Annotated in this window: 15 protein-coding genes and 5 pseudogenes; 7 read left to right on the top strand and 13 right to left on the bottom strand. The window is 60.9% G+C overall.

Going from position 1 to position 10,874, the window contains the following annotated elements; translation table 11 throughout:
• Positions 1-116: 116 nt before the first annotated feature.
• Positions 117-356 (bottom strand): IS66 family insertion sequence element accessory protein TnpB, encoded by a 240-nt coding sequence (gene tnpB / locus AB4Y34_RS39370; RefSeq protein WP_368719077.1) that lies wholly within the window; start codon positions 354-356, stop codon positions 117-119.
• Positions 353-787 (bottom strand): transposase, encoded by a 435-nt coding sequence (locus tag AB4Y34_RS39365; protein ID WP_368719079.1) that lies wholly within the window; start codon positions 785-787, stop codon positions 353-355. The genes tnpB and AB4Y34_RS39365 overlap by 4 nt, the downstream gene beginning before the upstream one ends.
• 540 nt (positions 788-1,327) lie before the next feature.
• On the opposite strand from AB4Y34_RS39365, the gene AB4Y34_RS39360 reads away from it, so the two are divergent.
• Complete coding sequence (locus AB4Y34_RS39360) at positions 1,328-1,663, top strand: DUF3892 domain-containing protein (RefSeq protein WP_368719078.1); 336 nt, start codon at positions 1,328-1,330, stop codon at positions 1,661-1,663.
• Between the two features lie 339 nt (positions 1,664-2,002).
• Here the strand turns inward: AB4Y34_RS39360 and AB4Y34_RS39355 are convergent, their stop codons facing one another.
• Complete coding sequence (locus AB4Y34_RS39355; protein ID WP_176369991.1) at positions 2,003-2,263, bottom strand: hypothetical protein; 261 nt, start codon at positions 2,261-2,263, stop codon at positions 2,003-2,005.
• A 516-nt stretch (positions 2,264-2,779) separates the two neighbouring features.
• Positions 2,780-3,616, bottom strand: a complete 837-nt coding sequence (locus AB4Y34_RS39350; protein ID WP_176369990.1) for a universal stress protein — start codon at positions 3,614-3,616, stop codon at positions 2,780-2,782.
• A gap of 452 nt (positions 3,617-4,068) precedes the next feature.
• Here AB4Y34_RS39350 and AB4Y34_RS39345 point away from each other — a divergent pair, with 452 nt between their 5' ends.
• Positions 4,069-4,428, top strand: a complete 360-nt coding sequence (locus tag AB4Y34_RS39345) for a flavodoxin domain-containing protein (RefSeq protein ID WP_255215352.1) — start codon at positions 4,069-4,071, stop codon at positions 4,426-4,428.
• Here the strand turns inward: AB4Y34_RS39345 and AB4Y34_RS39340 are convergent.
• Both AB4Y34_RS39340 and AB4Y34_RS39335 read right to left on the bottom strand, forming a co-directional pair.
• Positions 4,420-4,716, bottom strand: coding sequence for a LemA family protein (locus tag AB4Y34_RS39340; protein ID WP_255215353.1), 297 nt, complete (start codon positions 4,714-4,716; stop codon positions 4,420-4,422). The two genes, AB4Y34_RS39345 and AB4Y34_RS39340, sit on opposite strands and share 9 nt — an antisense overlap.
• A 47-nt stretch (positions 4,717-4,763) precedes the next feature.
• Positions 4,764-5,072 carry a hypothetical protein gene (locus tag AB4Y34_RS39335; RefSeq protein ID WP_255215351.1) on the bottom strand — a complete coding sequence of 103 codons (309 nt, stop codon included), beginning with the start codon at positions 5,070-5,072 and terminating at the stop codon, positions 4,764-4,766.
• Between the two features lie 134 nt (positions 5,073-5,206).
• On the opposite strand from AB4Y34_RS39335, the gene AB4Y34_RS39330 reads away from it, so the two are divergent.
• The gene (locus tag AB4Y34_RS39330; RefSeq protein ID WP_368719076.1) at positions 5,207-5,845 is read left to right on the top strand and encodes a hypothetical protein; all 639 of its coding nucleotides are present in this window, start codon (positions 5,207-5,209) and stop codon (positions 5,843-5,845) included.
• A gap of 39 nt (positions 5,846-5,884) precedes the next feature.
• Here the strand turns inward: AB4Y34_RS39330 and AB4Y34_RS39325 are convergent, their stop codons facing one another.
• The gene (locus AB4Y34_RS39325) at positions 5,885-6,169 is read right to left on the bottom strand and encodes a hypothetical protein (RefSeq protein WP_176369989.1); all 285 of its coding nucleotides are present in this window, start codon (positions 6,167-6,169) and stop codon (positions 5,885-5,887) included.
• A 247-nt stretch (positions 6,170-6,416) separates the two neighbouring features.
• A pseudogene (locus tag AB4Y34_RS39320) lies at positions 6,417-6,879 on the bottom strand (AMP-binding protein); the annotation flags it as partial.
• Positions 6,880-7,188: 309 nt separating this feature from the next.
• Here AB4Y34_RS39320 and AB4Y34_RS39315 point away from each other — a divergent pair.
• The 3 genes and pseudogenes from AB4Y34_RS39315 to AB4Y34_RS39305 all read left to right on the top strand — a co-directional run bounded on the left by AB4Y34_RS39315 (position 7,189) and on the right by AB4Y34_RS39305 (position 8,244).
• Positions 7,189-7,492: pseudogene (locus AB4Y34_RS39315) on the top strand (hypothetical protein).
• A 190-nt stretch (positions 7,493-7,682) separates the two neighbouring features.
• Positions 7,683-7,832: a hypothetical protein gene (locus AB4Y34_RS39310; protein ID WP_176369988.1), complete on the top strand. Its 150-nt coding sequence runs from the start codon at positions 7,683-7,685 to the stop codon at positions 7,830-7,832.
• A complete protein-coding gene (locus AB4Y34_RS39305; protein ID WP_368719075.1) occupies positions 7,810-8,244 on the top strand; it encodes an Hsp20/alpha crystallin family protein in 435 nt (144 codons plus the stop codon). The genes AB4Y34_RS39310 and AB4Y34_RS39305 overlap by 23 nt, the downstream gene beginning before the upstream one ends.
• 77 nt (positions 8,245-8,321) lie before the next feature.
• Here the strand turns inward: AB4Y34_RS39305 and AB4Y34_RS39300 are convergent.
• Both AB4Y34_RS39300 and AB4Y34_RS39295 read right to left on the bottom strand, forming a co-directional pair.
• Positions 8,322-8,483 (bottom strand): annotated as a pseudogene (locus AB4Y34_RS39300) (SagB/ThcOx family dehydrogenase); the annotation flags it as partial.
• A gap of 411 nt (positions 8,484-8,894) precedes the next feature.
• A complete protein-coding gene (locus tag AB4Y34_RS39295) occupies positions 8,895-9,068 on the bottom strand; it encodes a hypothetical protein (protein WP_368719074.1) in 174 nt (57 codons plus the stop codon).
• A gap of 45 nt (positions 9,069-9,113) precedes the next feature.
• Between AB4Y34_RS39295 and AB4Y34_RS39290 the strand changes: the two genes are divergently transcribed.
• Positions 9,114-9,359: a hypothetical protein gene (locus AB4Y34_RS39290; protein ID WP_368719073.1), complete on the top strand. Its 246-nt coding sequence runs from the start codon at positions 9,114-9,116 to the stop codon at positions 9,357-9,359.
• On the opposite strand, the gene AB4Y34_RS39285 is transcribed toward AB4Y34_RS39290, so the two are convergent.
• The 3 genes and pseudogenes from AB4Y34_RS39285 to AB4Y34_RS39275 form a co-directional block, all read right to left on the bottom strand.
• On the bottom strand, positions 9,326-9,487 hold the full coding sequence (locus AB4Y34_RS39285) for a histidine kinase (protein WP_255215348.1): 162 nt from the start codon (positions 9,485-9,487) through the stop codon (positions 9,326-9,328). The two genes, AB4Y34_RS39290 and AB4Y34_RS39285, sit on opposite strands and share 34 nt — an antisense overlap.
• 42 nt (positions 9,488-9,529) lie before the next feature.
• Positions 9,530-10,020, bottom strand: a pseudogene (locus tag AB4Y34_RS39280) (response regulator).
• Positions 9,978-10,747 (bottom strand): annotated as a pseudogene (locus tag AB4Y34_RS39275) (ATP-binding protein); the annotation flags it as partial. The pseudogenes AB4Y34_RS39280 and AB4Y34_RS39275, both read right to left, overlap by 43 nt.
• Positions 10,748-10,874 lie beyond the last annotated feature (127 nt).

Genomic DNA, 10,874 nt, shown 5'->3' with positions numbered 1-10,874 from the left:
GTTTCTCTACGAGGTCCCAGATTCGAACCCGCCGGTGAAGCACAGCAGCCGATGGGACTCACTCACTGACCGCGCAGCAGCAGCCCGGGCGGCATTGGGATCCAAAACCTTCTGATCTAACTGAAGGAGTTGTAGTATGAAGCCAGATAGTTCGCTAGCAGCCAGATTCCATCCTCCGAGGCCCAGAGAATCTTTACCAGATCGCCCCGACGGCCCCGGAAGATGTAGACGTTGCCGCCCAGCGGATTCTCCCCAGGCGCTGTTTGCACCTTCGCTGCCAACCCCTGGAACCCGCATCGCATATCGGTGACGCCAGCAGCGATCCAGATGCGCGTGCCTGCCGGTAGGGAGATCATGAGCGCAGACTACCCAGCACGATCCGCAGCATATCGGCATCAACCAGGCCGTCCACTTTAACCACCGCACGACCGATCCGGATCTCGATCGTGCCGACCGGTGATACAGGCGTCGCGCCCTGCGCGGGCGCTTCTACCGGAGCTGACTCAATGACCTCCGTCGGCGTGTCGCTGAGCAAAACGACCGGAATGAGCCCGGCAGATCGAGCTTGCTGGTCGGCCAGATAACGCCGCCGCCAGGTGAACAGCATGTTCGCGTTGATGCCATTCTCCCGAGCCAGCTTCGCGACTGATACGCCAGGCTCGCAAGCTGCTGCTGCCAGTCGCTCACGCAGCTCCCGGGGGTAGTTCGGCCGCCCCGTTCGGGAACCCGGCTTCTTCTCCGCAGACTGTGTCAAAGTGGTGCCCATCAGATTGGAAATGATGTGCATCACTTTGATGTCGCCCTCAGCCACTGTCTATAACGGCCGGCACGAGCCGCTTACGATGTGGGTCCGCTTTAGCCATCTGGAAACTGCGCAAATCCCTCCAGATAGGTTTCCTACACGTTCGTAGGAAACATAGTCGCTCGTTACTCCCATGCAGTGCGACCGGGTGGTCATACTGCATCAAAGGGTGCATCACTTTGACCATCCCCTTTGTAATGCGGCATCAATCGAATAGGCCGCGGCGTCGCGAGCATCCGATCCGATAGTGTGCGCGGTCGACGACGGCGCTGTTCGAAATAATCTTTCATCAGCCCTGCAAGGGAGGCGCGTTTCACGACCCCCGGTGAAAATGACCCGAATCGTCGAGACCACCGATTCGGTGGTTCGGGAGAAATCGGTTGGCGAGCCTCGCGGGTTAAGTCGGCTTTCAAATCTGATTTCTCGGAAGGAATTGAAATAACTTGTGTTTTAGTAAATCCCGATCCGTTTGATCTGCGCCAATACATATCGCATAAATCGCGGGTAAACGTGCAATTCCTTAATATGATGGATCATGCAATATCAAACTCCATCATAAAGAGCGGGGGTTTTATGGCGCAGCGTATTCAGGTTCTCTGCATCAGGAAGACAAAAAAGCAGAGTAGGCACGAGGCCATTTCGCATATCGGCGGAAAGAACCCCGACGGGAGCCGGTGGAAAATCAGCGAGAAAGACGCTATTAACGGGATTGAGACGGGTAGGTGGAGCTTCTATGTTGTCAGAGGTGACCAGACTGCTGATGTGCTCGTCTGGCAAACCCCGCAAGGCCAAAAATTCCTCAGGACGGGGCACGACGTGACCACTGCGGACAACCTTCTCAGCCTGCCCCAGTGCCGGTAAATGCTTATCGTTGAGCATGGCGAATTCGACGGGCAGGCCACCGCTTTGAGGCGTCTTGGCCAACTCGCGTTTCAAACGCGAGTGGATTAAGCGGGGAAATCTCACTTATTGTCGAGCCCCCATTTTAGGGCCCTCGTTTCGTTCAACATGGCGAATTCCGTCGACGAAGACGGAGCGGGACGGAAATCGTTACCCTAGGGGTGTCCGCCGTGGTTTCACGCCTCGCAGCGATCGATTATGTCCGGCTGCCGAAAGGGCGAGCCAGTCGTTTGGCTTGGTCAGATTTAAAATCCGGGCAAGGCGCGCTGCAGACCGGGCTGGAGAGTTGCGAATTGAAAATTACTCGCCTTCCAGCGGATCGCGCTCACCGAGTGCCTCGTCAATTAGCCGCCTGACTCGTCGCATGGCTTCGCCGACGGCCGCAGTTGCGGGGTGCACCGAGTGGTAATGCTCCGGTTTTGCGAGCGGCGCGCCGGTGCGCACGTCGTCCCGGTGGGAAAAGATGCGCTCGACAAGCAGCGTGACATTGGAGCCGCCGCGTACGTCGTTGCGCGCTGTCACCGTGATGCTGAAGCCTCGGTGCGTCTGTCTATCGAACATGTCATGTCCCGGCGGTACAAGCGATAGGTCAAGTCTAGCTCAGTGGGTATCTGGTTCTTCGCGCGACCCGGGCTCCCAAAGTGTGTGCCCAGGTCTCGGCCGCACTGAGTCGGGCAGCATCCGGCAGCCCCTGACAAGCCGAACTGCCGGCAGACCGTCCCGGATATTTTGCGGAAGTGGCATGACGACTAGAGCCTCACAAAGCATTTCTCACACTCAAACGCTGCTGCGGGGTTCGGGTGCCCGCAGCAATAGCACGTCCGTTTGCGTTCCGGTTGGAGCTCTGATGGAGCCTTGGTCGGTACCTCGCCTGGTGTCTGTTGCTGCTGCAATGAGAGCCCTTCAATGCGAGCCTGCTCGGCTGCCGCGCGAAAGCGCCGTCGTACCTTTCGCGACTGCGATCCCAGATCGCGCGCGCTTCGGCTGTCAGTGGCGCGTGTAGCCCAAGGTCCGTCGTCACCGACGGATCGAAGCCCGCCGTGTCGTACACCATGATGGTCTCTTTAAGCGCGATCTTCAGTGCGACAACAGCACTGGCACGGTCATCGACTCTAGCATCGTGCGCGTTGCGCCTCCCAGTACGACTTCGTGCAGGCGGGAGTGCGCGAACGCGCCCATCACGATCAGGTCGCAGCCGAGCTCCGACGCCTGCGACAGCAAAGCATCGCCGACCGGCGTGTCGTTTTCGATGGTCAGCTCGCGCGCGTCGATCTTCACGCCGTGACGCGCGATGGTCAGCGCGATGTCCGCGCCGGGAATCCGGTCGCGCGGCGGTTGATCGCTGGGCGAATGGACCGTCAGCAGCGACACCTTCGCGGCATGCGCGGGGAACGGCAGCGCGTCGTGGATCGCGCCGGTGGCTTCACGGCTGCCGTCCCACGCGATCAGCACGTGCCGGACCGGCGGCGCGACGCGCCCGCTCGACGGCACCACCAATACCGGCCGTCCCGCCGACAGCACGACGTGCTCGACGAACTGTTCGGCGACGACCGCCTCGGGGTCGACCGGATCAGTCTGTCCGAGCACGATCAGATCGGCGAGACGGGCGTACGGCGGCACAACGTCGTTCGCATAGCCGTCTGCGGTGATCCACTGACCTTCGACCCTTGCACGCGCGAGTTCGGCATGAAAGAGCCGCTCGAGGGAGCCGGCCTTTTCGTGGCGCTGGCGCTCGTGCTCCGCGTAGTACTCGGCAGTGCCGGCCATGACGAAGAACACGTGGCGCGGTGGCACATAGGTCGAAAACAGACCGGTCAGCCGCGCGTGAAACCGGGCAAGCTGCAATGCGATCTCGAGGCGCGGATGCGCGCGAACGCTCGTATCGAGGTCAACGAGAATGCTTTTGTAGCTCATCGTCAAGGCTCCCTGACAGACCGTGTGGAAACGGGCGCAGCCCGTAGTGACATTTAGTCTATGGTCCAGCCCGGCACGACTGTTGACGCAGATCAAGCATCGCGGATGCCGCACGCCAGTTGACGTGGGTCAATCGCTGCCGGCCGAGCTCAATTACTCTGACACCACCGCCCGCAAGTCGAATCTTGATCGAAGCGTCATCGCATCGCGAGCTGGCACGTTCGCAGCGCATGACGCTCAATTGGCGGATGAGGTGCCCAATGTCCGATGTCGGAGAAAGCATATGTCCGAGCGTTGCAGGTTTCGCATCGTCTATTACTCGCGAACCGGCACAACGCGGCGTGATGCGGAGCTGCTCGCGTCCAGGCTGGACGCCGACATCAAACCGATTCGCGAACGCGGCGGTCCGGAACCGCGTAACGGTGCACGCGGTTTCGTCGGATCGTTGATCGATGCGCTGTGTCATCGACACGCCCGAGGTCATCCCGGCGCTGCTCGACGTCGCAGCGTATGACCTCGTCGTCGTTGGCGCGCCCGTCTGGGCGCGTGGCGCGTGCGCGCCAGCTCGGGCGTGGCTGGAATTGCACGGCCCGCAGGTTCTCCGGCTCGCGCTGTTTTGCTGCGAGGGCGCGTTCGGCGGCAAAGAGGCGCTGAAGCAGATGTCTGAGGCGGCGGGCAAGGCGCCGCTTGCGACCTGCGTGTTTACCGGCAGTGAGCTGTATCGACGCAAAGACGGCGTCAAGCGCGACGCGTTCGCGCAGAAGATCAGGTCGAGAATGGCGGCGCGCCGCGAGATGGAGTGGCTAGTGTAGCGGAGAGTTCAGGCTCGCGGTCGAAAACGTTGCGACTCGACGCAGCGAGCCGCGCAACGCGTCGAAATCGGTGCGCGGATGAAGATGCACAGGCGTTCCGTCCGGAGCCGTGAAAGCGGGCCTATGCTGGGTGGGATGAATCATGTCCGCGAAGTCGAACGGAAAACGGAGACGCGCTGCGTTGTAGCGCTGGGCCGCTTCATTGTAGCGCTCGCGCGCGAAGGCGATCCGCCCCGCGGACGAGGCGAGCCGCGACCGCAGCGCGTGGAACGCCGGGCTCGCTTTCAGGCGGCGGATGCCCTCGCATGCGATCAGCAGTTGCGAGATCGGGTCGGTCAGATCGCGTGCGCGACATCGAAGCGTTCGAACGAAGCGGGCGAGTCGAGCAGGGCTGGCGACGCATGCAGATCCGCGACCGCCGTGCGCGACCTACCTATCTGCGCGAGCGCCGGCGCATCCGGCGACAGATGCTTGGGGCCGAGCAAGACCGCTTGCTCCGTCAGTTCGAGCCGTTCGTTGTAGAGATCCAGCACGTCGGCAAAGGCCACGGCGACTTCGCGATCGGCAGCCGGCACCATGTCACCCCCGCATCCTGACATGCAGAGCAGCGCGAACAGAATCGAAACGATCAGGGCGGGTCTCAAGGTCGTCCTCGCCGGGTAGTGTGGATGTGGCCGGGGCCATATTCATCGCAGCGTAGACGCGTGGCAGTGGCATCGCTTGATCGCCGTCAATGGCATGTTTGATCAGGATCAGTCTTCATGCGCGACGAGCCGCTATGTTTGCAGACACCCGGGAAGCGATCGTCACGGGACGCGACGCGGTCGTCGATGTCGAGTTCGCGGCGCAGGAGTTGCGGTCGGCCGGGTTCAGACGCGACAAAGACTGGAAACCCGATGAGCAGCAAACCCAGCGAGATCGACAAATGCATTGGTTCGGCGGCCACACCGACACCGGCGCGGTCATGAAGCGCGCCGCGTGCTGGATCTGGGTGTCGATCCTATGTCTGGTGCTCGTTGCCGGATGCGCGAGCACCGCGCGCGAGGCGGCCTTCCGCCGCGAGGAAGTCGCGCTGTTCGAGGCGCGTCAACAGGCCTGTGTGCGTTGCGAACCGACGGTCGATTGCGAGTCGGCATGGGTACGTACGCGCGCGTTCGTCACCACGCATTCCGCGAGCCGCATCGTCCGCGCTGACGATACGCTGATCGAAACCGCGTTGCCGCATTCGTTCGGCTTCGTGTATCTCGCGGCGCCGAAGGGACGGCTCGACGAAGATCACGCGCTAATTCAACTGAAAGCGATGTGCCGTGGCATGTACCGCACCGACGGCAACGTGAGCGTGATGTATTGGACTTGTGCGAACGCGATCGTCGCGGTCGAGGATGAGTTCCGCGCGTTTATGAGCGAAGCGAAATGACGAAATTCAGCGAGCTCGAATTCGTACCAGTGCACGGGATCACTCCGCCGAATCAGTCCACAAAGCGCGTGACCACACAACGTTGACCTGTATCAAATAGGTGGCCGGTCGTATGCGTATCTTGAGCTTGAGGCGCAGCGCGTAAATGCTCTCTATGACGGCAAAACCATGTTCCGCGATGCGCCCGACGAGAGCGACGGGGCTCGGCAAACGCGCGGAATAATCGATTAGCACGATGAAGGCCATCAGTGCGTCGGGCCCGACGATCGTGGCAACCAATACCTGCAATTCCGGCACGAGGTGTGTCTGCCCGATTTCGGTCATGGTTCGATGCGTCCAGAGCAATGAAAAGATGAAAAGACGAATAGCCCGACGATCCAGCGAATCACGTTGTTTCGAAGCAGGGTGGTCGCAATCATGCGTGGGGTGTATTGTCGCGCCTGCGACCTCAATTGCGACGAGCAACGAGCCGAAGGTAAAGACCAGACATGAAATTGAGTGTGAAGACCCGGTCCAGGATGGCGTGCGCTTCTTCCATGCTGACGTCTAGGAAGCCATGCCGTAGATCGCATCCACCGCGCATCTGTTCGTCGGCGGTAATGACGGCGACGGCAATGACCTCGACCATGCGTTCGTGCAGCGACTTCGCCGAGAAGCCGCCGAACACGACCGAATGCGGCGCGCCAATGCGCGCGCACGCCTGCATCGCGACGACACCTTCGATCGACATCGGCAGATAGATCATCACGCGATTGCCGCACGCGATGCTGCGCGCGCAACCCATTCGCCAGGCGGCACACGCGCGCATGCAGTTGCCGGTACGTGATGGTCGTCACGGTGCCGTCGTCGGCCTCGAAAATGATCGCGATCTTGTTGGCGTTGCCGTCGTGCAGATGGCGGTCCAGGCAGTTGTACGACGCGTTCAGCAGACCGTCGTCGAACCATTTGAAGAGCGGTGCGTTCGATTCGTCGAGCACCTTCGTGAAGGGCCGGTGCCAGCTCAGATGCTCGCGTGCGAGCCGTGCCCAGAAGCCGCTCCGGGTTCGCGGGACGTGGTTCCGCCACGTTGAACGCGTGCCGGCGATTAGCGCGCGGTTTGTTTGAGCGCTGAGCCGTCTCACAGCGGCACCGCTGGCAACGGGAGTGGCGTCGCGTCGCGAGATGCTTGGGCACACCAAGAAAATGACCGCTATCCCCTGCCTTTCGTCGCGATTGACTCAGGTCAATGACTCCGCTTCACGGAGGAATACAATAAGCCTGCGGCAAACGACGCTGTCCACGGACGGTGCCGCGCTGGGTGTCCGGACAATACTCGGAGCGGGAGGGGGAGGATCGGCATCGGGATGCAGATTGTCTATCTCGGCTTGGCGGGTGCCGCGCAGCTCGAAGCGGAGGCGGGTGTGCAGCTGGGTGCGTCTTGCGCGGTTCGGGGCGCTCGTGTCGAACTGCCATCTGGCGATTGAGGCGTTGCGCCCGGATCGCGCCAGCCCGCATTACGACGTGCGACTCGATCTGACCACTCCCGCGCACGAATTCAGGTCCATCGCTTATTGCGCCGGCGAGAACGCCGAGGCGGCGATCCGCGGCGCGTTCGATCTCGCGGAACAAGAACTCGAAGCGATCGCAGCTCGAGCGCGCAAACACTGAACGACGATGGCCCGACAAACGATGTTTCGCGCGACGCGCGCTTGACCGCGGACGGTGCTGGATCGCGAACTGCTGCAAAAGACGATCGAAGGCCCGCCGGTGCACTGGACCGGGGCTTGACGTGGATCAACGACGCAAAGCCGCGCGCGACTACGCTGAAGGTACCGTTTCACGGTGCGGACCAGCGTGAATGCGCAAGACGGCAACGGCATCTGATTCACCCCGTGCATTGCGCAACCCGGCGGCGACATTGCAGGCCGGATTGCAGTCGGTCAATTGGGCCATTTCATGGCCTGCTTATCTGAAGGAGAAGGGCTATGAGCAATCTGACGCGTTTTGATCCGTTTTCGGCGGATCCTGTTTCGGAACTGTTCCAGGGATTTTTCCGGCCAATGCGCTCGATGCTGACGACACAGGACACCGAACTCGCATCGATGAAGATCGACGTGACGGAAAACAACGGAGCCTATTCGGTGAAAGCTGAACTGCCAGGCGTGGACAAGAAGGATATCGACGTTCAGATCGACGGGCGCGTCGTTTCGATCAACGCAAAGGTCGAGCGCAACAAGGAGGAAAAGGAAGGCGAACGCGTGATCCGTCGCGAGCGTTACTCCGGCACGTTCAGCCGCTCATTCTCACTCGGCGGTGAAGTCGATGAGGCCAATGCCAAAGCCGAATACAAGGACGGTGTGCTGTCGTTGAGCCTGCCGAAAAAGGCGTCGAGCGAGCACAAGCGTCTGACGGTCAACTAGAAACCAGCGACCGAGTCTGAACGATCAAGTATGGCGCGCCATCACGGGCGCGCCCTTTGTTTTCCCGAGCCCTCGCCTCAATCCGCTAAAGAGCAGAGCTTCGTGCCGAGTGCGCCAACGGTCTGCGCGAGAATCGGCAATTTGTCTTCTTTCAATCCGAGCGCGTCGGCGAGCAGGCGGTGATTGATCCAGCCGCGCACCACGTTGCCCAGCCCCGCGGACGCGCAAGACGTCGCGAGCGGGTGATCCGCTCTACGAGCCCGATCAGTTCGAGCGCGCGCATCAGGCGCGCAGCATTGAGGCGTCCCGCCGTGAGCGGCGGAGTGTCCGCGCCTCAGGGCAGTGCCTCGCAAATTTGTATTCGACAGGCTCCGCCCGGATCGTTGAGCGTCATCAGCACGTCATAGAAACGGGCATGGCGTCGGCCGCCGCGGTACCGAAAGCAGATTTTCGTGGCGTCATTGCGCACGACGGGTACTCCGGGGTGGTTGAAGGGCGCGGAGCAGCGGAAACCGTGTACCGACGATTCCGATTCGAACGCATGTTGCGCCGGGAATGTTTGACGTCTGTCAATTCGCAATCGATGGAAGCTCAGCAAGCAACGAATTCAGGCACATCACCGGGCAACGACGAACCCTAGGGTCGACGAGTTAGCGCCTCGGGTCCAAGCGACCGGAGGCCGCTCGCTCGATGCTCGCCTCGACGATCTCGAGCGGCAACGAGACCGTGATCGCAAAGCCCTGATCCGGCGCCGTGCGGATCTGCAGATCGCCGCGGAGAGCCCACGCGTGCTCGCGGGTTCCCAACAGGCCGAACGAGTCCACCGCCGGTCGCTCGCTTGGCGAGCTGCCGCAGCCGTTGTCTGCAACGTGAACAACTCAATGCGGTCTCTTGCGCAGTATTTCAAGCACCACTTCGGTCGCTCGCGCGTGCCGGGCGACGTTCGTCAGCGCTTCCTGAACGATCCGGAACACAGCTGTGTCGCGGTCGTCGTTGAAATCGATGTTGTCGGCAATGCGATGCGAGACGCGCACGCCATGTTGCTCCGAAAACCGGTTGACGAGCCATTCGAGGGCTGGGATCAGGCGATGCGCCTTACTGACACGACCAGCTGATCGATGAGTTTGTAGACGTTGGCGAGGTCAGCCGCCCCTGCCGGGCTATCGCTGCCCTTGATCGACGCATCGACCCTCGCGCACGCAATCTTCAGCGCGACGAGCTGCTGGCCGAAATCGTCGTGCAATTCCCGATAAGCGCCTCCCGGATCAGCAAGGCATCGGTCGGACTATCTTCGACAAGGAGAATTCGCAGATGCTGGGGTGTGTTCATGGCTTGGCGGCGGCAATGTCACGACGCTGAACCAGAAGTCGTTGATTCGGCGCAGGACATCGACGAACATCGTAAAGTCGACTGGCCTGGTGAAGTAGCAATTGGCATGTAATCCGTACGTTTTTGCAACGTCTTCCTCCGAACTCGACGTGGTGAGCACGATGACGGGAATACCATCAGATCGGGATCGGCTTTCAGTTCATCAAGGACTTCCCGGCCACTTTTTTTCGGCAGATTGAGATCGAGAATGATCAGGCCGGGACGGGGCGCGTCGTGATGCCGACCGGTGCGGTGCAGGAAATCCATGGCTTCGGCGCCGTCCTGCACGACGTGCAACGGATTGAGCACCTCCTAGTCCTCGAGTGCTTCGCGCGTCATCAACACGTCGGTAGGACTGTCTTCGATCAGAAGGATGTGCACGGGATTGCTCGTAACCTGTGACAGCATTGGCGAGCGCTGCCATCCAGCTTCGCATTCAGCGTGAAAAAGAAGGTCGATTCGCCATCTGGCCCGGATTCCACCCAGATGCGGCCGCCATGCTGTTCGACGATACGCTTGCATAGCGCGAGGCCGATTCGCGTGCCAGGGTATTCGGCACGCCAACGCAAGCGCTGGAAAATCATGAAAATGCGTTCGAAGTACTGCGAGTCGATACCGATTCCGTTGTCCTTGACCGAAACGATCCATTCGTCTCCTTCACGGCGGCGCCGATGTCGATCCGTACCGGTTGATCGAGTCGCCGAAATTTGACCGCGTTGCCGATGAGGCAGCAGAGCGAGTTGCGTCGGAATACCCATGACCACGGGGGGCGCATCGCGATTGATCTGCGCGTGAGATTCCTGCAGCACGACGCTCAGCCTTTTGAGCGCCTGGTCGAGAGCCGTCGCGCAGCTGGCCAGTTCCTGCTTGGCGCCAGGTGTTCCGACGCGCGAGCACGCAAGCAGATCCTCGATGAGCTTCTGCATGCGCGTTGCACCATCTACCGCATGTGCGATGAATTCGTCCGCGGGGGCATCCAGTTGCCCGTGATAGCGGCGCTGTGGCACTGAAGAGGCTCGGCGACGGCGCGCAACGGCTCCTGAAGGTCGTGCGACGCGACGTAAGCGAATTGCTCGGGATCGTGGTTGGAACGCGCGAGTTCTTCGGTACGCCAGATAAGTTCCTGCTCGGCACGCTAGTGTCTTGAGTTAAAAATTCATTGAATGATGCCGATCACGTACTAAAGTGTTCTATGTGGCACTTGATGCGAGGGGGCAAGGATGAGCGGACGGCCCAAAGGGGAACTGGTGCTGAGCGAATCG

The sequence above is a fragment of the Paraburkholderia sp. BR10954 genome (genome assembly GCF_040965775.1).
GTDB lineage: Bacteria > Pseudomonadota > Gammaproteobacteria > Burkholderiales > Burkholderiaceae > Paraburkholderia > Paraburkholderia youngii.
Note: the sequence above shows the minus strand (reverse complement) of the source record. Positions and strands in the feature narration are given on the sequence as shown.

Bases quoted from the DNA above. Each gene is read 5' to 3' on its own strand.
- AB4Y34_RS39355 (WP_176369991.1), bottom strand. From the start codon at position 2,263: ATGTTCGATAGACAGACGCACCGAGGCTTCAGCATCACGGTGACAGCG.
- tnpB (WP_368719077.1), bottom strand. From the start codon at position 356: ATGATCTCCCTACCGGCAGGCACGCGCATCTGGATCGCTGCTGGCGTC.
- AB4Y34_RS39345 (WP_255215352.1), top strand. From the start codon at position 4,069: ATGCGCTGTGTCATCGACACGCCCGAGGTCATCCCGGCGCTGCTCGAC.
- AB4Y34_RS39325 (WP_176369989.1), bottom strand. From the start codon at position 6,169: ATGACCGAAATCGGGCAGACACACCTCGTGCCGGAATTGCAGGTATTG.
- AB4Y34_RS39365 (WP_368719079.1), bottom strand. From the start codon at position 787: ATGCACATCATTTCCAATCTGATGGGCACCACTTTGACACAGTCTGCG.
- AB4Y34_RS39305 (WP_368719075.1), top strand. From the start codon at position 7,810: ATGAGCAATCTGACGCGTTTTGATCCGTTTTCGGCGGATCCTGTTTCG.
- AB4Y34_RS39360 (WP_368719078.1), top strand. From the start codon at position 1,328: ATGATGGATCATGCAATATCAAACTCCATCATAAAGAGCGGGGGTTTT.
- AB4Y34_RS39330 (WP_368719076.1), top strand. From the start codon at position 5,207: ATGTTTGCAGACACCCGGGAAGCGATCGTCACGGGACGCGACGCGGTC.
- AB4Y34_RS39350 (WP_176369990.1), bottom strand. From the start codon at position 3,616: ATGAGCTACAAAAGCATTCTCGTTGACCTCGATACGAGCGTTCGCGCG.
- AB4Y34_RS39310 (WP_176369988.1), top strand. From the start codon at position 7,683: ATGCGCAAGACGGCAACGGCATCTGATTCACCCCGTGCATTGCGCAAC.